Origin of the sequence: Pseudomonas sp. (assembly GCF_026224925.1) — a bacterium.
In the GTDB taxonomy this organism is placed as follows: domain Bacteria; phylum Pseudomonadota; class Gammaproteobacteria; order Pseudomonadales; family Pseudomonadaceae; genus Aquipseudomonas.
This window is the reverse complement of sequence record NZ_JAMFRV010000267.1, coordinates 1-22,935: the sequence shown is the minus strand read 5'-3', so window position 1 is coordinate 22,935 and position 22,935 is coordinate 1. Positions and strand designations below refer to the sequence as shown.

Below are 22,935 nucleotides of genomic sequence, written 5' to 3'. Positions count from 1 at the left end.
CATTCAGCAGCAATCAAGGTGCGCTCGGCGTTCAGGCCATCGAGGATGTACCTGAAGCCTTTACCTTCCTCACCGATCAGGCTATCGAGAGGCAGTTCCAGGTTGTCGAAGAACAGTTCGTTGGTCTCGTGGTTGACCATGTTCGCAATCGGTTGCACGGTCATGCCGTTGCCAATCGCTTCGCGCAGGTCCACCAGGAAGATCGACATGCCTTCCGATTTCTTCTTGACCTCGGCCAGCGGCGTGGTGCGCGCCAGCAAGATCATCAGGTCGGAATGCTGAACCCGGGAGATCCAGACTTTCTGGCCGTTGATCACGTACTTGTCGCCCTGTTTCACGGCGGTGGTCTTGATCTTGGTGGTGTCGGTGCCGGTGCTGGGCTCCGTCACTGCCATGGATTGCAGGCGCAATTCACCGCTGGCCAGCTTCGGTAAGTAATAGCTTTTCTGTGCATCGCTGCCGTGGCGCAGCAGGGTGAACATGTTGTACATCTGACCATGGACGGTGCCGGAGTTGCCGCCGCAGCGATTCACTTCTTCAAGAATCACTGAGGCTTCGGCCAAACCCAAGCCGGAGCCGCCGTATTGCTCAGGGATCATCGCGGATAACCAGCCAGCGTCAGTCAGCGCTTTGACGAAGGCTTCCGGGAAGCCCTTTTCTTCGTCGATCTTGCGCCAGTAAGCAGCGTCGAATTCGGCACACAAGGCGCGCACGCCTTCGCGGATAGCATTCAGTTCTTCATTGTTATTCGGGTTCATCATCAGTTTCTCATGCGCCCCGAGGGACGCATTTATCAAAAGGAAATTAGTCGAACAAGACTTCAGCGCTTTGGCCGACACCGGCGTCATTGCCCGCCCACAACTGCGCTTTGCCGGGTTCGAGAATTCGTCCGCCGACACTGAACGGTTGCGGCGCGATCAACGGCCGCACGCCGCGATAGGAAAAATGCCGCAGGCGCGCATCGGGATTGGCCCGGCAAAATGCGCGCAGGCTCAACGTGGCGATCATCGGCCCGTGAACCACCAGCCCGGCGTAGCCTTCGGTTTCCGTGACGTAGGGGTAGTCGTAATGAATGCGGTGACCGTTGAAGGTCACGGCGGAGTAACGAAATAGCAGCGTCGGGGTCGGCTCGATGCTTTCGCTCCAATCACCCTCCTCAACCGCCTGGCCACTGCTCTGCTTGGGTGGGTTGGGTTCGCGGTAAACGATATCCTGCTCTTCGCGGATCGCCAGCCGTCCATCCTGGGAGTAATCGTGGCGCACGGTGACAAACAGCAACGCACCGGTGCGGCCAATTTTTTCTTCGATATGGGTGATGGTCGACAGCCGATGCGCATCGGCGCCTACGCGCAACGGTTCGATAAATTCGATACGGCCACCGGCCCACATGCGGTTGCGATTGTCTGCTGGGGGCAGAAAACCGCCGCGCGCTGGGTGGCCGTCAGTGCCGAGTTGGGATTCAGCCACCGGTTCTTGAAAGAAGCACCACTGCCACAGCGGCGGTAAAGCGGCCCCATGGGCAGGTGCGTCTTCACCGAAAGTCGCGGCGATGCGCTTGATCAAGTTACGGCTCAATTGATCCTGAGCCTCTTCGGTGCGTCCCAGCCAGGCAGTAAAATCTACAGCACTCATGCGCGGTTCCCTCTTTTTTGGGGCCAGTCATTGTTCTGGGAAGGATCATGCAAGGCGCTCGGCATTCTGAGAATTTGCATTTGCGTAACCCGGCGTTCATATATGCTGAACGCCCACCGTTTTTTCAGGAGACGTCCATGCACTTCGATCTGGCCGACTTGCGTTTGTTTATCCACATTGGCGAGTCGCCAAGCCTGACCCAAGGCGCTCGCCGGGCGTTTCTGTCACCGGCGGCGGCCAGTGCTCGAATCAAGGCGCTGGAGAGTCAACTCGATACGCGCCTGTTGTACCGAGACAGCCGTGGCGTTGAATTGACCCCGGCCGGGCAACGCTTGCTCAAACATGCGCGGCTGATCATGCGTCAGGTGGATTACCTGAAATCGGAGTTCACCCAATACGGCACAGACTCCGCTGGGCACATACGGATCTTCGCCAACACCACGGCGGTGACCGAGTTTCTGCCGGAAGTGTTGGCTGGTTTTCTGGCGAAACGGCCGGGGGTGACGGTCGATCTGCAAGAGCGTTTGTCGCGAGATATTGTTCGTGGGGTCTTGGATGGCAGCACCGACATGGGGATTATTGCCGGCCCGGTTGAGGCAGCTGGCTTGCAGGTGATGCATTTTAGTACCGACCGCTTAGTGCTGGTGGTGGCCGTGGGGCATGTGTTGGCCGGGCCAAAACAACCGGTGACGTTGAAACAGACCTTAGCGTTTCAACACATTGGCCTGCATGAAGGCAGCACGTTGCTGAGCTTTCTGCGTGATCACGTTGAACGGCTAGGGCAAAACTTGTCGTTGCGGATTCAGGTGTCGAGTTTCGAGGCCATTTGCCGGATGGTTGAGGCTGGGGTGGGGATCGGGATTATTCCTGAATCCGCGGCGCTGCGGCACAGCCGTACGATGGAACTGGAGATTATTGAGCTTGATGAACCGTGGGCGATTCGTGAGCGCAGTATTTTGGTGAGGGAACTGGATGCGTTACCGGGCACTGTGCGGGCGTTGATTGCGACGTTGATGCCGGAGGTCGCTGTGGAGGGTGTACCGTCTGTGGCGGCCCCTTCGTGAATAAATTCACTGCCGCAGAGATTGTGTGTTTGCGGAAATCCCGCGTGTGCCTGACCCAACGCCTTCGTCGGCAAGCCAACTCCCACAGGTTTTGTATCCGCCTCAAGATGTTCGGTGGGATCAAAACCTGTGGGAGCAGGCTTGCCTGCGAATGCCGCAACTCGGTGTGCCTATTTCATGCCAAGGTTTTACTGCCCATCGCAGGCAATTCAAAGCAAAACGATGCACCCTTGCCCGGTGTCGACAGCAGGTGTATCTGGCAACCATGCAGTTGCAGAATGCGCCGCACGATCAGCAACCCAAGGCCGCCAGTACGTCGATCACCGGTTTGGCTGAAGGGCCGGCGGAACAGGCTTTCCAGCAGTTCTTCTGGAATACCCGGGCCGCTGTCGCTGACGATGACGATGACTTTCTCCGCCTCGTGCCTGAGTTCAACCTCGATTGTGCCGCCCGCAGGGGTGTGGCGAATGGCGTTGTCGATCAGGTTGGTCAACACGCGCTCGATCAAGCCCAAATCCGCCGAGACCATCGACGATGAGCGCGGTAAGACCGCTACCAGCCGTGATTGTTTCTCCTCGGCCATCAGTTCGAATTTCTGAAACACGTCCTGAATCAGGTCTGTCAGCGAGAAGTCTTCGATCTGCGGCTGCACCCCGCCGTGTTCAAGCCGCGCCAGTTCGAACAAGGCCTGCGCCAGTTGCCGAACCTTATTGCTCTGCGCCAGGGCCACGGCCAGGTAGCGTTGCCGCTCGACTTCGCTGAGGGTTGCACCTTTCACCGAGAGCATTTCCAGATAGCCATGCATCGACGCCAACGGGGTGCGCAGGTCGTGGGAGATATTCGCCACCACCTCACGCCGGTCCTGATCCAGCTCAACCAACGTGCGCCATTGCTCAGCAATCCGGGTGGCCATTTGCACGAAACTGGCTTCCAGCACGGCAATTTCATCGCGGCGACTGACGCCCGGGTGATCCAGCACCGGCAGCAAGACCGGTTCTGCCTCGGTGTCGAAATCGCGCATGGTGTCGGTTAACCGCCGCAATGGCCGAGTGATCAAGCGGAACGCCATCAACCCCGCCACCAGCCCCAGTAACGAGACCAAGCCCATGGACCACAACGTGGTGCGCAACACTGAGCTGGCAGCCACCTGAGCTGAAAGCTGATCGTGAGCCTCGCCCAGCAGCACCACGTAGATGTAACCGAGGTCCTGATCCCCCACGTGCAACGCGGCGACGCTGAACACTTTCTCGCCATCGAGACTGCGCGGATCGTCGCCAAGGATCGGCAATGGTTGGCCGGCCAATAGCTGATGCAGCGGCGCAAGGTCCACCCGGTCGCGCTTCAAGTGACCGGCAGGAGCATCGTCGCCCGTGACATGCCCGGTACTGTCGAGCAAATACACTTCAACGCTGGGATTGACGTTCATCAGCTTGCTGAACAGTCCGCGAACGACATCAGCCTTGGCGCCAATCATGTTGTTGTCGCGGGCGATACTCTCGGCGAGGCCGAGGGACAAGCCTTGCACCACTTCTTTTTCATGCAGGTCGTTGGCGCGAATTTGCAGCCAGGCGGATGCGCCACAACAGGCCAGCAACAGGATCGCAAACGCTACCGACAGGCGCTGTAACAGCGTCAAGTTCATCCCGCCGACCTCACCCGATCAGGGGAAAACCGATAGCCTTTACCCCATACCGTCAAAATGCGCGCCGGTTCGGCGGGATCGACTTCAACTTTGGAGCGCAGACGGTTGATGTGGGTATTCACGGTGTGTTCATAACCGTCGTGTTTGTAGCCCCACACCTGATTGAGTAAGTCCATGCGCGAGAAAACCTTGCCTGGGTTTTTGACGAAGAAATACAGCAAGTCGAACTCACGAGGCGTGAGTTCCAGGTACTTACCGTCCACTTCGGCCTGACGGGTCACCGGGTCCAGGGCCAGACCGTTCAGCTCGATCTTGCCCGCGACGGTGCGCAGGTTTTTCTCCAGCGCGTCCACTCGGCGCAACAATGCTTTGACCCGCGCCCCCAGCTCCAACATCGAAAATGGCTTGGCCAAGTAGTCGTCGGCGCCCAGTTCAAGGCCCAATACCCGGTGCATTTCACTGGATCGGGCGCTGGTGATAATGATTGGTGTATAGCGAGCCATGGCCCGGGCTTGGCGACAGATCTCCAGGCCGTCCACGCCGGGCAGCATTAAATCGAGGATCAGCGCGTCCCAGCCGCCTTGTTCCAGGTGCGCCAGCCCGGCATTACCGTCGGCGCAATGGGTCACGGCATAACCTTCGTCCTGCAAATGCAGGCGCAACAGGCCAGCGATGTGCAGGTCATCTTCGACGATCAGTACGCGCTTGGGCACATCCATTGTCAGCCTTCGGGAATAAGTTGCCGGGCGCACAGGGCATGCGACAGGACGTTCATTGTGCAAGATTCCGCGGCAGCCAATCTTCACAATTAATTTAACTTTGCGTGAGGACTTGGGGACCGCCTGCGCCAAAGAATAGCAGCACACCCACTCACTCCAAGTGAACGTTATGCACTCCAGAAGGTGGTTTCTTATTTACGGCAGCGCCGGTGTGGCGCTGGCTGCCAGCGGCGTACTCGGTCTGCGCGCCTTTGCTGCGTCGCCGCTGCCGGCTACCACAGCCCGCGCGACCGAAGTATTTGAGGTGACGCACAGTGACGCCGAGTGGCACGCATTGTTAACGCCCGATCAGTTCGAGGTGCTGCGTAAAAGTGACACTGAACGGCCCTACAGCAGCCCGCTGAATGGCGAACACCGATCCGGTCGATTTGCCTGCGCCGGTTGTCAGCTTGAGGCGTTTTCTTCCAGCGCCAAGTTCGAAAGCCACACCGGTTGGCCGAGCTTCACGTCACCGCTGGCGAACGCCGTGGTGGAAAACAAGGACACTTCATTGGGCGTAGAGCGCACCGAAGTGCATTGCCGTCGTTGCGGCGGTCATTTGGGCCACGTGTTCGACGACGGCCCAGCCCCCACCGGTCTGCGCTATTGCATGAACGGCGTTGCCCTGACGTTTGCGCCCGGACAGACTTGAGTCAGCCAATGACTCGCGACAACTGAGCAACAATAAGGACTGAAGGCTATGTTATTGATCATTTTGTCGTACCTGGGTGGCGTGCTGACGATTCTCAGCCCCTGCATCCTTCCGGTACTGCCGTTTGTCTTCGCCCGCTCCGGTGAACCGTTCCGCCGCAGTGGTTTGCCGTTGCTGTGCGGTATGGCGTTGACCTTCGCCCTGGTCGCTACCTTGGCCGCAGTCGGCGGCGGCTGGGTGGTGCAGGCCAACCAATACGGGCGCTGGCTGGCAATCGCACTTATGGCGTTTTTCGGCGTGACCTTGTTGTTCCCGCACCTGGCCGACCGTTTGACCCGGCCGCTGGTGTCCATGGGCGATCGCCTGTCCAACTCGGCGCGTACTGAGCACGGCAAGTCCAGCGTCAAATCGTCGTTTGTGCTGGGGGTAGCCACTGGCCTGTTGTGGGCGCCGTGTGCCGGGCCGATTCTGGGCTTAGTGCTGACCGGTGCCGCGCTGCATGGCGCCAGTGTCGGCACCAGTTTGTTGCTGCTGGCCTATGCCGCTGGTGCGGCCACATCATTGGCGCTGGCCCTGTTGATCGGCGGCAAGCTGTTCACTGCGATGAAGCGCTCGTTGGGCGCAGGGGAATGGCTGCGTCGGGGTTTGGGTGCTGCCATGTTGTGCGGTGTCGTCGCCATTGCATTGGGGCTGGATACAGGTTTGTTGACCAAAGTCTCTACCGTGGCCACTGCAGGGCTTGAACAAAAGCTACTGGATAAGCTGTCGCCGGTCGCCTCGCCATCGCCTGACGTACAGGGCAACGGCATGATGAAAGTCGGCTCGCAGAGCGCTGCGAATTCGCCGCTATCGTTACCGGTGGAAGGCACGTTACCTGACCTCTCCGGCGCGGTGAAATGGCTGAACTCCGCGCCACTCACCGCCGAACAATTGAAGGGCAAAGTCGTGCTCATCGATTTCTGGACCTATTCCTGCATCAACTGCCTGCGCAGCCTGCCGTACGTCAATGCCTGGGCGAAGAAATACCACGATCAAGGCCTGGTGGTGATCGGCGTACATGCTCCGGAATTTGCTTTCGAGCGAGATGCAAATAACGTCCAAAAAGCAGTACATGACCTCGGTATCAACTACCCGGTGGCACTGGATAACAACTTTGCCATCTGGAAGGGATTTAACAATCAATACTGGCCGGCGCATTACTTCATCGACGCTCAGGGGCAGATTCGCTATCACCATTTTGGCGAAGGTGATTACGCACAGTCAGAACAAGTCATTCAGCAACTGCTGAAAGAAGCCGGGCAGAAAAACGTATCGAGCGATGTGGTGGTTGCCGATGCTCAAGGCGTAGAGAAAAGCGCCGACGACGCGCAAATGAACTCGCCGGAAACCTACCTCGGCTATGACCGCGCAGAAAACTTCGCCTCGGCCGGTGACCAAGTGATCGACCAGGCCCACCGCTACGCAGCACCGGTGCAACCGAGCCTTAACCAATGGGGTTTGGCGGGCACCTGGACCGCGAAGCCGGAGCAAGTCGTGCTGGGCAGTGCGCCTGGCAGCATCGTTTACCGCTTTCATGCGCGGGACCTGCACTTGGTGCTTGGGCCAGGCGCAGACGGCAAACCGGTACGTTTCCGGGTGCTGGTTGATGGCGTAGCCCCCGGCGACAACCACGGCACCGACATCGCGCCCGATGGCAGCGGCACGGTGACTGCGCAACGGCTTTACCAGTTGGTGCGGCAAACCGGTCCAGTGACCGATCACACCTTTGCCATTGAGTTTCTCGACCCCGGTGTACAGGCGTATGCCTTTACCTTCGGTTGATCTGCGCGTGAGGATTAAAAACATGAGTACGTTTAGTTTTGCCAAACATAAAGCAACCCTGGCGCTGAGCTGCGCAGGTGCCGTGGCACTAATGTTGGGCTTGTCGATGCAATCGGCGGTCTCGGCTGAGCCGGTGGTGGCGATTGCCCCTCCGACGCTGGATGAACCAGTCGGCACGTCACACAGCGAAGTCGCAGTATTTGCCGGTGGCTGCTTTTGGGGTGTCCAGGGTGTGTTTCAGCACGTGATCGGCGTTGAAAACGCAGTCTCCGGGTATGCCGGCGGCGAAGCGAATACCGCTGAGTACGAGCAGGTCGGCTCCGGTGATACCGGGCATGCGGAGTCGGTGCAGGTGACGTATGACCCGACGAAAGTCACTTATGGGCGTTTGTTGCAGGTGTTCTTCTCCGTCGCGCACAACCCCACCGAGCTGAACCGTCAAGGGCCGGACAGCGGCACGCAGTACCGCTCGGCAATTTTTGCGCAGAACCCTGAGCAAGACAAAATCGCACAGGCGTACATCGCACAGCTGGACGGATCAAAAGTGTTCAGTGCGCCGATTGTGACCAAGATCGAAGACCACAAGAGCTTCTTCCCGGCCGAGGGCTACCACCAGAACTACCTGACCTTGCACCCAACCAGTCCCTACATCGCCATGAATGACTTGCCGAAAGTGCAGAGTTTGAAAGAACTGGTGCCAACGCTATACCGCGCTGATCCGGTGTTGGTGGGTAAGCTTTGAGTGGCGAGATTTCACGCTGAACTTGAAAACACCATAGATTCCGGTGGGAGGGAACTTGTTCACAAAGCGTGTCGACGCGGTTTGTCTGAGCGACCGCGTTGTTGCCTTCGTGAACAAGTTCCCTCCCACCAGATCGGTGTATGGCGCAGATTTTGTTTCAGGCGCGCACTCGTCGATTAAAAACCCACAACCCAATCAATGTCAGGCCAATGCCCACCACGCTGATCAACGTCAGTGCATCACCAAATTGCAGATGGGCCCAAAGCATCGTGACGGGCGGGGTCAGGAACAATGCGCTGCTGACCCGCTGCAGGCTGTAGCGCTGCAAACACAGCCAATAAAACCCATAACCGCCCAATGTCGACAGTATGACCAGCCATCCCACCCCAACGCCGAAGCTGAGGGTCGCAACCGGTTGCAAGCTGCCTTCGTACGCTGCCAACACCGCGAACACTGGCAAACAGGCACAGACCTGAATGAACAGCGCCAACAGTCGCGGCATTTGGCTGGGGCGTTGTTTCTGGTAATGGGTCGCGGCGGCCAATGACATCACACCCACTAACGGCAAGCCGTAGGCCCAACCGGCAGCGGTTCCAAGCGCCACTCCACTGCCGCTGGCGATGACCATTCCTGACACGCAGATGCTTAGCCCCAACCATTGCCAACCCCGGGTGCGTTGGCCTGGAATAAAACCAGCCATCAATACGATCATCAACGGCAACAGGTTGGCGATCAATGCAGTGGTCCCCGGCGCCACTCCGCATTCAATCGCTTTGGCGATGGGCCCGATGTAACCGGCAATCGCGAACAGGCCAATCAACCCTTGCCGCCCCCCATCTCGCCAATCCAGCCTGCGTAATTCGCCCATCACAAACGGCAGCAACACTAAGGCAGCAAGCACGAAGCGCCAGAAGGTCGCCAAAAAGACCCCGCCTTGCTCCGCCACGTAGCGGTAGCCGATGAAGCCCGAACTCCAACTGAGCACCATCGCGGCCAATAGCGCTCCATGGACCAACCACATCGCCTGTGTCGGACGACGCGGGTCAGTTGATGCCACTAAAAGAGCAGTTGGTCGGAAGGCCATTAGCAATACCTGTGCATGAAGTCTGCAACAGGGTATGAATACAACACCAATGCAATCAAACGATACGATTAGCAGTACTGATGCAGGATTACTCAATCATGGCCACTACTCTGGATATCGACCTGTTGCGCACCTTCCATGCCATTGTCCGGTTCGGGCAATTTCTGGCGGCGTCGACGTTTCTCAATCGCAGTCCTTCAGCGGTGAGCCTGCATGTGCGGCGCCTGGAGGCTGTGGCGGGTGGGCGATTACTTGAACGCGATAACCAGACCGTGACCCTGACCCCGCTGGGGCGGCGGTTCGCTTTGCACACCGCTGAGCTGCTGAGGATGCATGACCAGGTGCTCGACAGCTTCAGTAATCCAGTTGCCAGCGGTCGGGTGCGGTTGGGGATTTCCGAGGAGTACGCTGGCGCCTTGCTGCAATGCACATTGCCGTCACTGACCACGCATTTTCCGCACATCGAGCTGGAAATCGAGACCGGTTCCAGCGGGCGTTTGCGAACCCGACTGACCCGCGGCCAATTGGATCTGGCGTTGGTGGTAGAGCCCATGGGCACGCCCCCGCCCGATGATCAGCCCGCGCGGACCTTTGGCACTACCCAACCGGTATGGGTCGCGGCACATCAATATCGGGTGGACAGCACCAAGCCGGTTCCGTTGGCGCTGCACGGTAAAGGCTGCCCGTATCGCGCAGTGGCCATTGATGCCTTGGCGCAATCGCAGCGGCGATGGCGCACGGTGGTCATGAGTGCCGGGGTCATGGCGCTGGAAATGACCATCAGCGCTGGCCTTGCCATCGGCATCGTCGACCGCGCTCGGCTGGCCGATGACATGCGCGAGCTGACCATTGACGATGGCTTCCCGCAACTGGCGCTGCATGAATTGAAACTGATGAGGGCGCCGGGCCCCGCGAGTGCGGCCGCTGAAGTGTTGGTTCAGCTGATAAGCGAGCACTTTCGGTTATAACTTGCGCGCATAACCCCATCTGCCGGGCCTCAGATAGCGCGTTGATTGACCCGCTTTGATAGCTCTTCCGCGCTTTCTTTGCGTTCGGAGTAGCGGTCCACTAGCAGCGCTTCGCGACCACGCATCAGCAGCGTGAATTTCACCAGTTCCTCCATGACATCGACCATGCGGTCGTAATAAGAGGAAGGCTTCATCCGCCCCTGCTCGTCAAACTCCAGGAAAGCCTTGGGCACCGAAGATTGGTTGGGGATGGTTAGCATCCTCATCCAGCGACCCAATACACGCAGTTGGTTGACCGTATTGAACGACTGCGAACCGCCACACACCTGCATCACCGCCAAGGTTTTCCCCTGGGTGGGACGCACAGCGCCCATGGTCAACGGAATCCAGTCGATCTGCGCCTTGAACACGGCTGACATCGAACCGTGGCGTTCCGGAGAACACCACACCTGGCCTTCCGACCATAAAACCAGCTCGCGCAATGCCTGAACTTTTGCATGTTCTACCGGGACCGAATCGGGCAGCGGTAATCCCGTCGGGTCGAAAATGATCGTGTCTGCCCCCAACAGTTGAAGTACACGCGCCGCCTCTTCGGTCAACAGGCGGCTGAAAGAGCGCTCGCGGGTTGAACCGTACAGCAGCAAAATTCGTGGTTTGTGCGTGGATGTCGAGCCCGCACTGAAGGCCTCGGGCTGCGCTATGTGCAGCAGATCAAGGTCCAGGTTGGGTAGCCCATCGTCGTAAATCGATTCTTCAGTCATACAGGCCTCCGATGTTATCCAGCGCGGCTTTCTGTTCCTCGGCCGAAAGGCCTTCAATATTCAGCGCGAATAATGCGCTGAAGCGCTGTTCGATGATCGCTACGGTCACTTCAAATGCAGCCTGAATATCTGCTTCGCTGCCCTGAACGTCGGAAGGATCAGCCAGGCCCCAATGGCTTTTAATGGCTGGGCCAAAGTAGACAGGGCACGTCTCACCTGCAGCTTTATCACAGACGGTGATGACGATATCAGGCGGCGAATCAGCAAAAACTTCTGAGCCTTTGCTGTACAGCCCTTCAATTGAAACGTCGGCCTTTTCCAGCGTAGCCAGAGCCCGTGCATTGAGCTGTCCACTGGGAAAGCTGCCGGAGCTGACGGCGTGCAAACCCGCAGGCGCCAGATGATTGAATAACGCTTCGGACAGCACGCTCCGGCAACTATTGGCGGTACACATGAACAGTATTTTCATCGAAGCCTCCTAAGCAGAAAAACTCAAACGCAGTGCCAACGCGGCCAGCGTGACGATCAAAATCGGCAAGGTCAGCACGCTGCCGACCTTGAAGTAGTAGCCCCAACTGATACGGATGTTTTTAGTGGCCAACACGTGCAACCAAAGCAGCGTCGCGAGGCTACCGATGGGGGTGATTTTCGGGCCTAGGTCGCTGCCGATGATGTTGGCGTAAATCATCGCCTGCTGAATCACACCGGTGCTTTGCGTGCCTTCGATCGACAACGCGCCGATCAGCACCGTTGGCATGTTGTTCATGATCGAGGACAACACTGCCGACGTCAGCCCGGTGCCCATCGCAGCAGCCCAAATGCCGTGTTCCGCAAAGCGTGCGAGCAGCGCGGTCAGTGCCTGGGTCAGGCCAGCGTTGTGCAGGCCATACACCACCAGGTACATGCCCAGCGAGAACACGACGATCTGCCACGGGGCATTTTTGATGACCTTGCGCACCGAGATCACGTGGCCGCGTGCGGCGATTATCAGCAGCAAAACGGCACACACGGCCGCCACTGCGCTGATGGGTATGCCTAAAGGCTCTAGGGCAAACAGGCCTATCAGCAACAAACCCAAAACCCAAATGCCCGCGCTAAAGGTGGCTCGATCACGGATAGCGGCAGCGGGTGCTTCAAGTTGGCTGGGGTCGTACTGGCCGGGGATGTCTTTGCGAAAGTACAGCCAAAGCATCAACAACGTGGCAGCCACGCTCACCAGATTGACCGGCCACATGATGGAAGCGTACTCAGCGAAACCAATCTTGAAGATGTCCGCAGAGACGATGTTGACCAGGTTCGACACCACTAATGGCAAGCTTGCGGTGTCTGCAATAAAGCCCGCAGCCATGACAAATGCCAAAGTGGCAGCAGGCGAAAAGCGCAGCGCGGTGAGCATGGCGATTACAATCGGCGTCAGGATTAACGCTGCGCCATCGTTGGCAAACAGCGCGGACACCAGCGCGCCCAGTAGCACCATGAACGCAAATAGGCGCCCGCCACTGCCGCGTCCCCAGCGGGCGACGTGCAGCGCCGCCCATTTGAAAAACCCGGCATCATCCAACAGCAAACTGATGATGATTACCGCGATAAAGGTCGCTGTCGCATTCCAGACGATGGCCCATACCGTGGGAATATCGCCCACATGAACAACCCCGCTCAGCAATGCCAACCCCGCGCCGATGGCCGCGCTCCAGCCGACGCCAAGGCCTTTGGGTTGCCAGATGACCAATACCAACGTGAACACGAAAATCAATGCAGCCAATAACATCTGAGGCACTCAAAACACGGGGTGGAAAGGTCAGCAGCAAGCAGCTAATCGCACAGGTCGCTCGCCCATGGACGCCAGCCGTTTGCTGTCGGTGGCTATCCAGGTTGGGTTGGCATCACGCGTAACTCGTAACACTTCAAGCACCCACTCAGGCAGCGTCGGTTGCAGGCGGTAATAAATCCACTGCCCTTGTCGGCGGTCTTCAAGCAAGCCACAGACGCGCAACTGGGCCAAGTGACGGGAAATTTTTGGCTGACTGTCGTCTAGCGCACAGATCAGCTCGCACACGCATAACTCTTCTTCATCGCACAACAGCAGCATGATCCGGGCGCGCGTTTCATCGCCTAGGCATTTGAAGAAAACGGGGGGGTCGATGTTCATGCGCTGACGGATCTATATATATGGATATTCGAATATACATATATTCTGCGCTTTTAAAAACAGCATCTTTCAAAATGCGCCATTGATGCGTTACGTTGAGCGGCCGAAAGTCGGACAGATTTTCGTCCCGTTGATGGACACTTTCACTGACCCACCTGAGCCAACTCTAAATCAGCGTGAACCCTGCGGAGCACACGTAAGATGACCGCCCTACTGACTGACGAACCGCTGCGCGGAGAGCTGCCATGCCGACCTCATTTTTTTCGCGCTTCAAGGCTCGCCGCTTGATCTGGCTGCTCATGGCGTTGTTGATCGTCGGTTTGCCGGCGAGCTGCGCTTTACTCAAGCATGAAGAGCGCAAACTGTTGTTCCAGATAGAGCCAGGCACCGCCAGTTGGTACCACGGTTTGCCGGCTGAGGTTCAGGAGCTGGAGCTCAAGACCCCGGCCTTTGGCACCTCGCAAAACATTCACGCCTGGTGGTGGCCGGCGGCAAAGGCCGACGCGCCGTCAATCTTGTACTTGCACGGCACGCGCTGGAACCTGACTGGCCAGCTGTTCCGCATTGAGCAACTGCACGCGATGGGCTATTCCATTCTGGCCATCGACTACCGTGGTTTTGGGCAAAGCCAAGGTGCGTTGCCATCGGAGCGCACGGTCTACGAAGATGCGCGCATTGCGTGGGCACGCTTTAAAATCTTGCAACCGGATGCCAATAAACGCCTGATCTACGGCCATTCCTTAGGCGGTGCGGTAGCGATTGACCTGGCGGTAGAACTGGGCCGCGACGTGAAGAGCGACGGCAGCGACAAGCAGGTACGCGGGTTGATTATCGAATCAACCTTTACTTCGTTGGCTGACGTGGCAACCGCAGTGGCAAAAACCTCGCTGCCGGTACGCTGGCTGCTGTCGCAGAAATTCGACTCCATCGACAAGATCGCCGATATTCACATGCCGGTGCTGATTGTCCACGGTACCGCTGACCCTTTTGTGCCGCCGCGCTTCAGTGAGGAGCTTTTCCAGGCTGCGCAGGAACCAAAAAATTTGATGTTGGTTCCTGGCGGCACGCATAACAACAGCATGAGCCTGGCCCGCGATGCCTATAGCCAGGCAATCAAGGCGCTGTTGAAGTCAGACAATACGGCCATCCACGCGGTAATTCCCACGGCAAAACCGGCAAAGCCCGCAGAGAGCAACGTGGCGGGTTGATCCAGCGATGGACGCGTTTGGTTGTCGGTAACCCGATGTTCTTTCGGCAGGTTGTCGATTTGCACGCCATTCAAACGACTATGGGGTGAGTTTCACCACCTCAAACACACCGTGGGAGAACAACTCCATGAACATGCAATCGATGGAACAACACAACGTCGTGTCCCGGGAACAATGGCTGGCGGCGCGCGCGCAGCACCTTCAGCACGAAAAAGACTTCACCCATGAACGTGACCGACTCAGCGCTGAGCGGCGCGCGCTGCCGTGGGTCAAGGTGGACAAGGCGTATCGGTTTGAAGGCGCGAATGGCACTGAAACCCTTAGCAACTTGTTCGGTGGTAATAGCCAGTTAGTGGTCTATCACTTCATGTTCGGTGCAGGCTGGAAGGAAGGCTGCCCTGGCTGCTCGTTCCTTTCCGATCATATCGACGGCGCCAACCTGCACCTGGCCCACCATGACGTGTCAGTGGTCGCCGTTTCCCATGCGCCTTTCCACGAGTTTCAGGCGTTTAAACGGCGGATGGGCTGGGACTTCAAATGGGTGTCGTCTGTCGGCAGTGATTTCAATTATGACTTCCAAGTATCGGCAAAGCCTGAGCAGATCAAGGCGGGAAACGTCACCTACAACTATGAACCCAGCAAGGACGCAGGCGAGGAAATGCCAGGGCTGAGCGTGTTCTACAAGAATGATGCAGGAGAGATTTTTCACACGTATTCGTCGTATGCCCGGGGGCTGGATCTGTTGGTCGGCACCAACAATTTCCTCGACCTTACCCCGAAAGGCCGTAATGAGGAGGTAATCATGGATTGGGTTCGGCACCATGACCGCTACGAAGATGCGCCGACTAAGACGTCGAATCGAAAATAGCTTAAGGGTGAGACAGGGCTTACCACTGCCGGCAAGCAAAAATGTCACAGGCACTCACAAAGCGTGTTGTACTAATGACATCTTAATTCTTTGCCGGCATACCCGTGGAAACCAAAAAATCCGACCGCATCAAACTGATTCAGCAAGCGTTGCAGGACCAGAAAGCTATTCACTTGCGAGAAATGGCAGCGTTGCTGGACGTATCGGAGATGACGTTACGGCGTGACTTGGGTCGCCACACTGACGAGTTTCGCCTACTGGGCGGCCACATCACGCGAGTGTTCGACAGCAACGAAGCCAGTGATTATCGAGTCACCGAACAGGACGCCCGGCACGTAGAGGAAAAACGCCGGATAGGAAAACTGGCCGCAGCGTTTATCCTGCCGGGAGATACGGTATTTTTCGACTGTGGCACCACGATTCCATTTGTAGTGGATTTTATCCCTGACGAACTGGAGTTCACGGCGGTGTGCAACTCATTGAATGTGCTGCTCAAGCTCCAGCAAAAGCCCAACTGCAACATCGTGCTGTGTGGCGGCACCTTTCACCGCAAGAATCAGGTGTTCGAGAGCCACGCCGAAACCAGCATCCTCGATGGCGTGCGCTTGACCTGGGCATTTTTGTCCGCCGCTGGAGTCAGCCAAGAGTTCGGTGTGACCTGCTTCAACCTCAACGAGGTCGAGGTCAAACAGAAGGTTTTGCGCCAGGCGCAACAGTGCATGCTGCTGGCGGACCACTCCAAGTTCGATGCCGTACGCACCGCGCATTTTGCGTCGCTGGAAGACTTTCACTACGTGATCAGCGACAAAAAAATCCCGCAACTGTACCGCGATCTAGTGAGCGCTGCGGGTAAGCAATTGGTGGTGTGAGTGAGGGGGCATTGTAGATAAAGTCTTGGCCAAACACCCACCGGGGTTTGTGGCGTACCGAGATCCAGTGGGACCGAACTTGTTCGGGAAGCGGTAGGCGCGGTCTGTCTAACGGACCGCGTTGTGGCATTTCGCGAACAAGTTCGCTCCCACCGGACGTGTATGTGCCGCGCGAATCAGAACCCCTGCTCAAGCGCTTGCCGCTCAGCCTCGGTCAAATACCCGGTGGTGACACCGAACTGGGCACTCTCCCCTGCCGCCAACGAGCGAACATGACCCTTGGCGGACTCGGCGGTATAACCCTCAGGCTCACAGGTGGCGGGCAAGATAAACGCAGCCACTTGCTGATCGGCGTTGTGCAGAATCCAGCGCGCTGCGTGCTCGAACTGCTCCGGCTTAAAGCGTGTGTAAAACGCCGCGCCTTGAGGATGCTTCAACAAGAAATGCGCGTTGCCTTGGCTGTCCGCGCGTACGCCGTCGAAAAAGCAGACAATTTCCGGGTCGTACAATTCAGGCGTATCGAGCACCTGCAAACGCGACGGTTCTTCAGTCAATTGCACCATGTAACGCGTCCACGCCGGTGTTGGCCGAACATGCGCCGGCACGCTACTGCGCACTCGGGTGTGTTCGACGCCCAGCGGCTCGACAAAGCGCCCGCCTTCGACGTAGGCGTAATTCATGTGCGCCATGTACATCAAGTCCATGGGCACGCCAGCAAGATTAGTGACGTGCATGGCGATGTCGAACAACGCCGAATCAGCGCGTAACGTAACGCTAGGACGCGCACGGTAGTGATCGCCAAAACCTTGCACGTATTCGTAGTCACCGCCGAGCCGGAGAAAGGTCCCCGCTGCGTCCTCACCGATTTCCAGCCAGGCACTGTCCATGGGCGCGCAGGGCATTTCGCCGTGCAGTGGATGAGCATCGTCCGGACCGGGACAACCATTGCGCAGCAGGCCGCTGTGAAACATGAAACAGCCATACGTGCCGATCACTGTCGGGCTTGGCCGTGGCTGGCTGAACATGTTGTGCATGGTCAGGTCACAACCATCAAACTCTGCCGACCAGACCATCTGCCCCTGATACGGCAACACCACCACGCGTCCACGGCTGTTTTCCAGGGCCAAGGCCAGCACGCCAGACGGGTAAGTCCAGGCCTTGACGGTAAAGTCAGCTGACTCCAGCAAGGTCTTTTCAGCCCCGGCGAACAGTTGCGGAAACAAAGCAACGGTCGTGGTTTTCATCGCGACGGCACTCATGAAACCGCCACCGCACCGACCGGTACGTCTTGGGTTTTCGATTGGCGCAAGCAGTGCATTGCGTAGCCGACGATGACCAGAAAGCACACCAACGGCACGCTGTAGGCCAGTTGCATGTTGCCCCCGGTGTAATCGGACAACAGGCCCTGGAAAATCGGAATCACCCCGCCGCCGACGATGCTCATCACCAGCAGCGAACCGCCAACACTGGTGTCTTCACCCAAGCCATCGATGGCCAAACCATAAATGGTTGGCCAGCACGGGCCGAGGAAGATGCTGACACCTACGGCGGCATACACCGCAGAAATGTTCGGCACCAAAATTGTGTAGGCCAGCAATGCTATGCACAGCACGCCGTACAAGGCCAAGACCTTGGCCGGGTGCATTTTGCGCATCAATAGGTTGGCAATTACTTTGCCGACAAAATAGGCGGCGAAGGTGGTGAGCAAAAACCACGAGGCGCTGCGCTCATTCATTCCGCCCATCTGCATCGCTAAGCGAATGGTGAAACTCCACACACCCACCTGCGCGCCAACGTACAAGAACTGCGCCAGTACACCGAACAGGAACCGTGGGTTACGGCGCAAGCGCGACAGGCTTTCGCCGACGCTGCTTTGTTTGATCTTGGCTTTGATAACGCCCTTGCAGGCTGGGAATTTAGTAACGGCCACCAGAATGAACATCAGCACCAGAACGGCGATCATCCACTTGTACGGTAGCAACGTGGACTGAATCATCTGCAATTGCTGCACCGCCGCATCTGCGGGGCTCATCTGCAACAGTTGCGCATGGCTGGCGTCGTTTTCCTTGAACATCACAAAGCTGCCGACATACACCCCGGCCATGGCGCCGAACGGGTGAAAGGTCTGGGAAATGTTCAAACGGCGAGTGCCGGTTTCCCGTGGCCCCATCAAGGTGGAGTAGGTATTACACGCGGTTTCTAAAAACGACAGACCTGCGGCGATCACGAACAACGCCAGCAGGAACATGCCGTACTTAGCGGTAGAAGCTGCCGGGAAGAACAGCAGGCAACCGAACATGTACAGCAGCAAACCAACAAGGATGGTGGTTTTGTAGCTGAAGCGCCGGACCACCATCGCCGCTGGAATTGCGACGAAGAAATAACCGAGATAGAACGCCGACTGAACGAAGGCGGTCTGGAAATCGCTGAGCAAGAAGGCTTTTTTGAACTGCGCGATTAGCACGTCGTTCATGCTGGCAGCCGCTGCCCACAGGGCAAAAATACTGCACAGCAGCAGGAAGGCAAACCAAGGCGTGCGGTTGAGGTAAAACCCGTCCGGCGTCTGTTGAAGCGCAGGCTTAGTCATTATTGTTCTCCGTGAAATGCATGGATTGAAACAATCAGGTCAAGCCTGGCGTTCCGAGACGTGGCTTTGCACAAACTCAGCAAACCTCAGCGTGTCAGGGTAGGAAGTCTGGGTGCCGCGCCCGGTGACCGAGCAGGCGGAATAGGCCACGGCCAGCGTCATGGCGTGTTTGATGTCGCGGGTTTGAGTCCAGTGATGAGCAAAACAACCGATAAATGCGTCGCCGGCACCAGTGGTGTCCAGCGCGGCCACGACCTGCCCGTTGACACGAAACTCGCCCTCCTCGCCGACATACAGTGCGCCCTTCTCGCCCAAGGTCACGATGACGTGACGGATGCCGTCAGCCACCAGCAACCGGGCAGCGCTCAAGGCTGACTCTGGCGAGGTGACCGGCTGACCGCTGATCAACGCCAGTTCGTTTTCGTTGGGGATCAGGAAGTCGAGCTTTGCCAGATGGGTACGGCTCAACCCTGCTAGCGCAGGCGCGGGATTTAGCAGTACGGGAATGCCATGCAACTTGCCGAATTCGATAGCGTGGTAGACCGTTTCCAGTTCGATTTCCAGCTGAACGACCATCAAGACGCAGTCACGCAGTGCTGCGCTAGCGGCGTCGATATCAGCAGGCTTGAGGTGCGCGTTGGCGCCCTTGATGATCAGAATGCTGTTGTGCGAATCGCTTTGGACGAAGATCGGCGCAACACCGCTGGAGACACCCGGAACCCGGGTCACGTGTTGGGTATCGATGCCAAACAGTTGAAAGTTAGCCAAGGTGTTGTCGGCAAACACGTCGTCACCGACCTTGCTCACCATCAGCACCTCTGCGCCCAACTTCGCCGCAGCCACCGCCTGATTAGCGCCCTTGCCGCCGCACCCCATAGCAAAACCAGGTGCTTCGAGGGTCTCACCCTGAAGAGGCATCCGGTCGATGTAGGTGATCAGATCCACCATGTTGCTGCCGATGACCGCGATCTTGCTCATTGTTCTGGTGACCTCTTTCGCGCCGAGGATGAACCGCTCGATGCGTTGTTATTTTTGTTACTTTAATAACATATTTTGTGATTATCCAATCTTTTTTTGAGTTTACCCACGAGCGGGCGATGGCCGTTTGCCTCTCGATAGAGTTTCCAGCGAGGATTTTTGTTCAGCGGGCCGCGGTGAACGTTACTTTCCAGCAAGGTTGAGCACGGTCTGCAACATGTCATTCGGGACGTTAATGGCGGACTGGGTAACGAGTCTCTTTTCGATAGACTCAAGTGCCAAGTCACCGCCGAGGTAAACGCGTATGTCAGCAGATACCCACCCAGCAGCGCCTACATCAGCACGATGTTGACCAGCAGCATCGCCAGCGCAGTGGGGATTTGCGCTTTGAGGACGGCGTATTTGTCCGGTAATTCGACGCGGTCGATCTCCCAAGCAACACGTCTCCAGCCAGGTGACGGGGTATTGGCTGGGCGCCAGTAGTTTTGCCAAATCAGGAAGCCTTTTTCAGAACTTCCTTAGTGGCGGACTACTCCCTCATTGCCCTAGCCAGCGCCAACCAAGCCCCCGCCGCAGGCGACAAATGCGCGTCCTTGCGCCACGCCAACGCGATAGACCAATCCGTATCCGGCTCATCCAGCGCTAACAACCGAATCCCGCTGTGATAGTGCTTCTGCGCCAGCATCCTCGGCAAAAACGCCACACCCAGCCCTGCTGAAACCAGATCCACAATAAAGTCGACCTGACCGCTGCGTGCTGTCACCTTAGGCGTAACGCCTTTGCGGTCGCACGCCGCCTGAATCATGGCATTCAATGCAAACCCTTCCTCAAAGAGGATAAACGGCGTATCGGCCAAGTCTGCGATGTCGACGCTGCTGCGTTCGGCCATTGGGTGGTTCTCTGCCATAACGACCACCAGTGGTTCGATGCGCACATCTTGGTAATCGAACTCTTCGTTAACCGATTTCATCCTTAACAGCGCCGCCAGGTCTACTTCTCCTGACTTCAGGCATTCATTCAGTTTCCTTGCGCCGTGTTCAATGAGCTGAATTTCGATATCCGGGTAGCGGGCACGGTACTCGGTGAACATTGCGGCGAAGAGTACGCCGCTGCCCACGGGTGGCAGGCCGATGCGCAGTACGCCACCTTTGAGGCCGCGCAGGTCGTTGATTTCGGCGATGAGATCGTTGTGTTCGGCCAGCAGGACAAGGGCGCGGCGATATACGATTGCGCCGGCGGCGGTTAGTTCGCTTCGATGACCGATACGGTTTAACAACGGCGTGCCCAGCTCATCTTCCAGGGTCTTGACGGACTTGCTGACGGTGGATTGGGTAAGGAATACCACTTCGGCAGCCTGGGAGAAGCCGCCTTGACGCACCACTTCAACAAAGGTGCGTAATGTTCGAAGGTTCATAAGCATTCCATTTTCGACTTAATTACAGTTGTATAAGTTGTTATTATCATAGTCGATATTTCCTTACTCTGAACCTACAGCGAATGCCTTGCGGCCTCGTTTAGTAGACTTCTTCCCCAAGGAAAAACCGTCATGATTATTTCGTCGGCGTCTGATTACCGCGTAGCGGCCAAACGCAAACTTCCACGCTTTCTGTTTGATTACATCGATGGCGGTGCCTATGCAGAGCATACGCTGCGAGCCAATAGTTCGGACTTGGCCAATATCAGTTTGCGGCAGCGCATCCTCAAGAATGTCGATAGCTTGAGCCTGAAAACCACGCTCTTTGGCGAATCACTGGATATGCCGATTATCCTCAGCCCCGTAGGCCTGACCGGCATGTATGCGCGCCGCGGTGAGGTGCAAGCGGCCAAGGCAGCGGCGAATAAGGGGGTTCCGTTCTGCCTGTCGACGGTGTCGGTGTGCTCCATTGAGGAAGTAGCATCACAGAGCGCGCAGTCGATCTGGTTTCAGCTGTATGTGCTCAAAGACCGTGGCTTTATGAAGAACGCCCTGGAGCGTGCTCAGGCTGCCGGGGTCAAAACGCTGGTGTTCACGGTCGATATGCCGACGCCCGGAGCCCGTTATCGCGATGCTCACTCCGGTATGTCTGGGCCGTACGCCGCGCCTCGGCGCATTTTGCAGGCCATGACCAAGCCGGACTGGGCGTTGAATGTTGGCCTCCTCGGTCGCCCTCATGACCTGGGCAACATCTCCAAATACTTGGGCAAGGCCACTACGCTGGAGGACTACGTGGGCTGGCTGGCGAACAACTTCGACCCGTCCATCAGTTGGAAGGATCTGGAGTGGATCCGCGAGTTCTGGAAAGGCCCGATGATCATCAAAGGCATTCTCGACCCGCAGGATGCCAAGGATGCGGTGAGCTTCGGGGCGGACGGCATTGTGGTATCCAACCACGGCGGCCGTCAGCTGGATGGCGTGCTATCCACGGCCAAGGCGTTGCCGCCGATTGCCCAGGCTGTCGGTAGTGATCTGACGGTGTTAGTCGACTCTGGTATTCGCTCGGGTCTTGATGTGGTGCGCATGCTCGCCCTCGGCGCCAAAAGCGTGTTGCTCGGGCGCTCGACGGTCTATGCGCTGGCCGCCGATGGGCAGCGTGGCGTAGAGAATATGCTGGAGATTTTTGCCCAAGAAATGCGTGTGGCCATGACGTTGACCGGGGTGACGTCGATTGAGCAGATCGACGCAAGTACCTTGGTTCAAGCAGCCGGTTGAAGGCCGCCATGCAGTATTCATTGCCCGCCAAAGTGCAACGACTACAGGGGTAGCGGCGAATTGATGAATTACCCAATAGGAAGGACACCCACTTATGCGGTGGCTGTGCAATCTGACTTGCCCATTACAACTTATCTGAAAAAAATTAAATCTCAGTGAAAATGACCACCCGTACGTAAAGACCCGGTAAATACAGGGTCAACTCTGTAAAGCTAGGGTAAAACCCGTTCCCTTCTCCGGCGTTTTGGATTAATTATTATAAGTCGCTTTCAGATCCACCCGGAGTACGCCATGAGCAATAGTCAAATCGGCATGATTGCCTTGTTCGCCATCGCCGTGTTGGGTGCGGTTAATTTCTACCTTGATTTCCTCCGCACCACCAAGGTCAAGAAAGACAAATGACGTGCCTGCGCCTGTTGGCCAGCAGTGCCAGACGGTGGCATCGGTGCAAATACGTTATTTG

Annotated in this window: 22 protein-coding genes and 1 pseudogene; 9 read left to right on the top strand and 14 right to left on the bottom strand. The window is 57.3% G+C overall.

Annotated features, from left to right (window positions below):
• Both M0974_RS11765 and M0974_RS11760 read right to left on the bottom strand, forming a co-directional pair.
• A partial coding sequence (locus M0974_RS11765; RefSeq protein ID WP_297836412.1) for an acyl-CoA dehydrogenase family protein occupies positions 1-758 on the bottom strand: 758 nt, incomplete at its 3' end.
• A 46-nt stretch (positions 759-804) separates the two neighbouring features.
• On the bottom strand, positions 805-1,632 hold the full coding sequence (locus M0974_RS11760; RefSeq protein ID WP_297836410.1) for a MaoC family dehydratase N-terminal domain-containing protein: 828 nt from the start codon (positions 1,630-1,632) through the stop codon (positions 805-807).
• A 137-nt stretch (positions 1,633-1,769) separates the two neighbouring features.
• Between M0974_RS11760 and M0974_RS11755 the strand changes: the two genes are divergently transcribed.
• Positions 1,770-2,696 (top strand): LysR family transcriptional regulator, encoded by a 927-nt coding sequence (locus M0974_RS11755; RefSeq protein ID WP_297836409.1) that lies wholly within the window; start codon positions 1,770-1,772, stop codon positions 2,694-2,696.
• A gap of 175 nt (positions 2,697-2,871) precedes the next feature.
• Here the strand turns inward: M0974_RS11755 and M0974_RS11750 are convergent, their stop codons facing one another.
• Together M0974_RS11750 and M0974_RS11745 are read right to left on the bottom strand one after the other, a co-directional pair.
• Positions 2,872-4,338 (bottom strand): HAMP domain-containing sensor histidine kinase, encoded by a 1,467-nt coding sequence (locus M0974_RS11750; RefSeq protein ID WP_297836407.1) that lies wholly within the window; start codon positions 4,336-4,338, stop codon positions 2,872-2,874.
• The gene (locus tag M0974_RS11745; protein WP_297836405.1) at positions 4,335-5,057 is read right to left on the bottom strand and encodes a response regulator transcription factor; all 723 of its coding nucleotides are present in this window, start codon (positions 5,055-5,057) and stop codon (positions 4,335-4,337) included. The genes M0974_RS11750 and M0974_RS11745 overlap by 4 nt, the downstream gene beginning before the upstream one ends.
• 169 nt (positions 5,058-5,226) lie before the next feature.
• Between M0974_RS11745 and msrB the strand changes: the two genes are divergently transcribed.
• From msrB to msrA, 3 genes are all read left to right on the top strand, one after another.
• Positions 5,227-5,748: a peptide-methionine (R)-S-oxide reductase MsrB gene (gene msrB, locus M0974_RS11740; RefSeq protein WP_297836403.1), complete on the top strand. Its 522-nt coding sequence runs from the start codon at positions 5,227-5,229 to the stop codon at positions 5,746-5,748.
• Positions 5,749-5,796: 48 nt separating this feature from the next.
• Positions 5,797-7,569 carry a cytochrome c biogenesis protein DipZ gene (locus M0974_RS11735; RefSeq protein WP_297836401.1) on the top strand — a complete coding sequence of 591 codons (1,773 nt, stop codon included), beginning with the start codon at positions 5,797-5,799 and terminating at the stop codon, positions 7,567-7,569.
• Between the two features lie 91 nt (positions 7,570-7,660).
• Positions 7,661-8,311, top strand: coding sequence for a peptide-methionine (S)-S-oxide reductase MsrA (gene msrA / locus M0974_RS11730; RefSeq protein WP_297836416.1), 651 nt, complete (start codon positions 7,661-7,663; stop codon positions 8,309-8,311).
• Positions 8,312-8,468: 157 nt separating this feature from the next.
• Here the strand turns inward: msrA and M0974_RS11725 are convergent, their stop codons facing one another.
• A complete protein-coding gene (locus M0974_RS11725; protein ID WP_297836400.1) occupies positions 8,469-9,395 on the bottom strand; it encodes a DMT family transporter in 927 nt (308 codons plus the stop codon).
• Between the two features lie 98 nt (positions 9,396-9,493).
• Here M0974_RS11725 and M0974_RS11720 point away from each other — a divergent pair, with 98 nt between their 5' ends.
• Positions 9,494-10,363 carry a LysR family transcriptional regulator gene (locus M0974_RS11720; RefSeq protein ID WP_297836398.1) on the top strand — a complete coding sequence of 290 codons (870 nt, stop codon included), beginning with the start codon at positions 9,494-9,496 and terminating at the stop codon, positions 10,361-10,363.
• 29 nt (positions 10,364-10,392) lie between these two features.
• On the opposite strand, the gene arsH is transcribed toward M0974_RS11720, so the two are convergent.
• The 4 genes from arsH to M0974_RS11700 are packed head-to-tail and all read right to left on the bottom strand — an operon-like array spanning position 10,393 to position 13,273.
• Positions 10,393-11,124 carry an arsenical resistance protein ArsH gene (gene arsH, locus M0974_RS11715; RefSeq protein WP_297836396.1) on the bottom strand — a complete coding sequence of 244 codons (732 nt, stop codon included), beginning with the start codon at positions 11,122-11,124 and terminating at the stop codon, positions 10,393-10,395.
• Positions 11,117-11,593, bottom strand: coding sequence for an arsenate reductase ArsC (locus tag M0974_RS11710; RefSeq protein ID WP_297836394.1), 477 nt, complete (start codon positions 11,591-11,593; stop codon positions 11,117-11,119). Before M0974_RS11710 ends, arsH begins: the two co-directional genes overlap by 8 nt.
• A 9-nt stretch (positions 11,594-11,602) precedes the next feature.
• Positions 11,603-12,892, bottom strand: coding sequence for an arsenic transporter (locus M0974_RS11705; protein WP_297836415.1), 1,290 nt, complete (start codon positions 12,890-12,892; stop codon positions 11,603-11,605).
• A gap of 30 nt (positions 12,893-12,922) precedes the next feature.
• Entirely contained in the window at positions 12,923-13,273 is a 351-nt protein-coding gene (locus tag M0974_RS11700) for a metalloregulator ArsR/SmtB family transcription factor (protein ID WP_297836392.1), read from the bottom strand.
• A gap of 245 nt (positions 13,274-13,518) precedes the next feature.
• Here M0974_RS11700 and M0974_RS11695 point away from each other — a divergent pair, with 245 nt between their 5' ends.
• The 3 genes from M0974_RS11695 to deoR all read left to right on the top strand — a co-directional run bounded on the left by M0974_RS11695 (position 13,519) and on the right by deoR (position 16,218).
• Positions 13,519-14,481 carry an alpha/beta hydrolase gene (locus tag M0974_RS11695; protein ID WP_297836390.1) on the top strand — a complete coding sequence of 321 codons (963 nt, stop codon included), beginning with the start codon at positions 13,519-13,521 and terminating at the stop codon, positions 14,479-14,481.
• A gap of 127 nt (positions 14,482-14,608) precedes the next feature.
• The gene (locus tag M0974_RS11690) at positions 14,609-15,349 is read left to right on the top strand and encodes a thioredoxin family protein (RefSeq protein ID WP_297836388.1); all 741 of its coding nucleotides are present in this window, start codon (positions 14,609-14,611) and stop codon (positions 15,347-15,349) included.
• A gap of 98 nt (positions 15,350-15,447) precedes the next feature.
• Positions 15,448-16,218, top strand: coding sequence for a DNA-binding transcriptional repressor DeoR (gene deoR / locus M0974_RS11685; RefSeq protein WP_297836414.1), 771 nt, complete (start codon positions 15,448-15,450; stop codon positions 16,216-16,218).
• A 176-nt stretch (positions 16,219-16,394) separates the two neighbouring features.
• On the opposite strand, the gene M0974_RS11680 is transcribed toward deoR, so the two are convergent.
• The 5 genes and pseudogenes from M0974_RS11680 to M0974_RS11660 form a co-directional block, all read right to left on the bottom strand.
• Positions 16,395-17,477, bottom strand: a complete 1,083-nt coding sequence (locus tag M0974_RS11680; protein WP_297836387.1) for an aldose 1-epimerase family protein — start codon at positions 17,475-17,477, stop codon at positions 16,395-16,397.
• On the bottom strand, positions 17,474-18,805 hold the full coding sequence (gene fucP, locus M0974_RS11675) for an L-fucose:H+ symporter permease (RefSeq protein ID WP_297836385.1): 1,332 nt from the start codon (positions 18,803-18,805) through the stop codon (positions 17,474-17,476). Before fucP ends, M0974_RS11680 begins: the two co-directional genes overlap by 4 nt.
• 39 nt (positions 18,806-18,844) lie before the next feature.
• Positions 18,845-19,783 carry a ribokinase gene (gene rbsK, locus M0974_RS11670; protein ID WP_297836384.1) on the bottom strand — a complete coding sequence of 313 codons (939 nt, stop codon included), beginning with the start codon at positions 19,781-19,783 and terminating at the stop codon, positions 18,845-18,847.
• A 332-nt stretch (positions 19,784-20,115) separates the two neighbouring features.
• Positions 20,116-20,202 (bottom strand): annotated as a pseudogene (locus M0974_RS11665) (DUF979 family protein); the annotation flags it as partial.
• A gap of 110 nt (positions 20,203-20,312) precedes the next feature.
• Positions 20,313-21,197 carry a LysR family transcriptional regulator gene (locus M0974_RS11660; RefSeq protein WP_297836383.1) on the bottom strand — a complete coding sequence of 295 codons (885 nt, stop codon included), beginning with the start codon at positions 21,195-21,197 and terminating at the stop codon, positions 20,313-20,315.
• Positions 21,198-21,329: 132 nt separating this feature from the next.
• On the opposite strand from M0974_RS11660, the gene lldD reads away from it, so the two are divergent.
• A complete protein-coding gene (gene lldD, locus M0974_RS11655; protein ID WP_297836381.1) occupies positions 21,330-22,472 on the top strand; it encodes an FMN-dependent L-lactate dehydrogenase LldD in 1,143 nt (380 codons plus the stop codon).
• Positions 22,473-22,935 lie beyond the last annotated feature (463 nt).

Bases quoted from the DNA above. Each gene is read 5' to 3' on its own strand.
- M0974_RS11760 (WP_297836410.1), bottom strand. From the start codon at position 1,632: ATGAGTGCTGTAGATTTTACTGCCTGGCTGGGACGCACCGAAGAGGCT.
- M0974_RS11755 (WP_297836409.1), top strand. From the start codon at position 1,770: ATGCACTTCGATCTGGCCGACTTGCGTTTGTTTATCCACATTGGCGAG.
- M0974_RS11750 (WP_297836407.1), bottom strand. From the start codon at position 4,338: ATGAACTTGACGCTGTTACAGCGCCTGTCGGTAGCGTTTGCGATCCTG.
- M0974_RS11745 (WP_297836405.1), bottom strand. From the start codon at position 5,057: ATGGATGTGCCCAAGCGCGTACTGATCGTCGAAGATGACCTGCACATC.
- msrB (WP_297836403.1), top strand. From the start codon at position 5,227: ATGCACTCCAGAAGGTGGTTTCTTATTTACGGCAGCGCCGGTGTGGCG.
- M0974_RS11735 (WP_297836401.1), top strand. From the start codon at position 5,797: ATGTTATTGATCATTTTGTCGTACCTGGGTGGCGTGCTGACGATTCTC.
- msrA (WP_297836416.1), top strand. From the start codon at position 7,661: ATGTTGGGCTTGTCGATGCAATCGGCGGTCTCGGCTGAGCCGGTGGTG.
- M0974_RS11725 (WP_297836400.1), bottom strand. From the start codon at position 9,395: ATGGCCTTCCGACCAACTGCTCTTTTAGTGGCATCAACTGACCCGCGT.
- M0974_RS11720 (WP_297836398.1), top strand. From the start codon at position 9,494: ATGGCCACTACTCTGGATATCGACCTGTTGCGCACCTTCCATGCCATT.
- arsH (WP_297836396.1), bottom strand. From the start codon at position 11,124: ATGACTGAAGAATCGATTTACGACGATGGGCTACCCAACCTGGACCTT.
- M0974_RS11710 (WP_297836394.1), bottom strand. From the start codon at position 11,593: ATGAAAATACTGTTCATGTGTACCGCCAATAGTTGCCGGAGCGTGCTG.
- M0974_RS11705 (WP_297836415.1), bottom strand. From the start codon at position 12,892: ATGTTATTGGCTGCATTGATTTTCGTGTTCACGTTGGTATTGGTCATC.
- M0974_RS11700 (WP_297836392.1), bottom strand. From the start codon at position 13,273: ATGAACATCGACCCCCCCGTTTTCTTCAAATGCCTAGGCGATGAAACG.
- M0974_RS11695 (WP_297836390.1), top strand. From the start codon at position 13,519: ATGCCGACCTCATTTTTTTCGCGCTTCAAGGCTCGCCGCTTGATCTGG.
- M0974_RS11690 (WP_297836388.1), top strand. From the start codon at position 14,609: ATGAACATGCAATCGATGGAACAACACAACGTCGTGTCCCGGGAACAA.
- M0974_RS11680 (WP_297836387.1), bottom strand. From the start codon at position 17,477: ATGAGTGCCGTCGCGATGAAAACCACGACCGTTGCTTTGTTTCCGCAA.
- fucP (WP_297836385.1), bottom strand. From the start codon at position 18,805: ATGACTAAGCCTGCGCTTCAACAGACGCCGGACGGGTTTTACCTCAAC.
- rbsK (WP_297836384.1), bottom strand. From the start codon at position 19,783: ATGAGCAAGATCGCGGTCATCGGCAGCAACATGGTGGATCTGATCACC.
- M0974_RS11660 (WP_297836383.1), bottom strand. From the start codon at position 21,197: ATGAACCTTCGAACATTACGCACCTTTGTTGAAGTGGTGCGTCAAGGC.
- lldD (WP_297836381.1), top strand. From the start codon at position 21,330: ATGATTATTTCGTCGGCGTCTGATTACCGCGTAGCGGCCAAACGCAAA.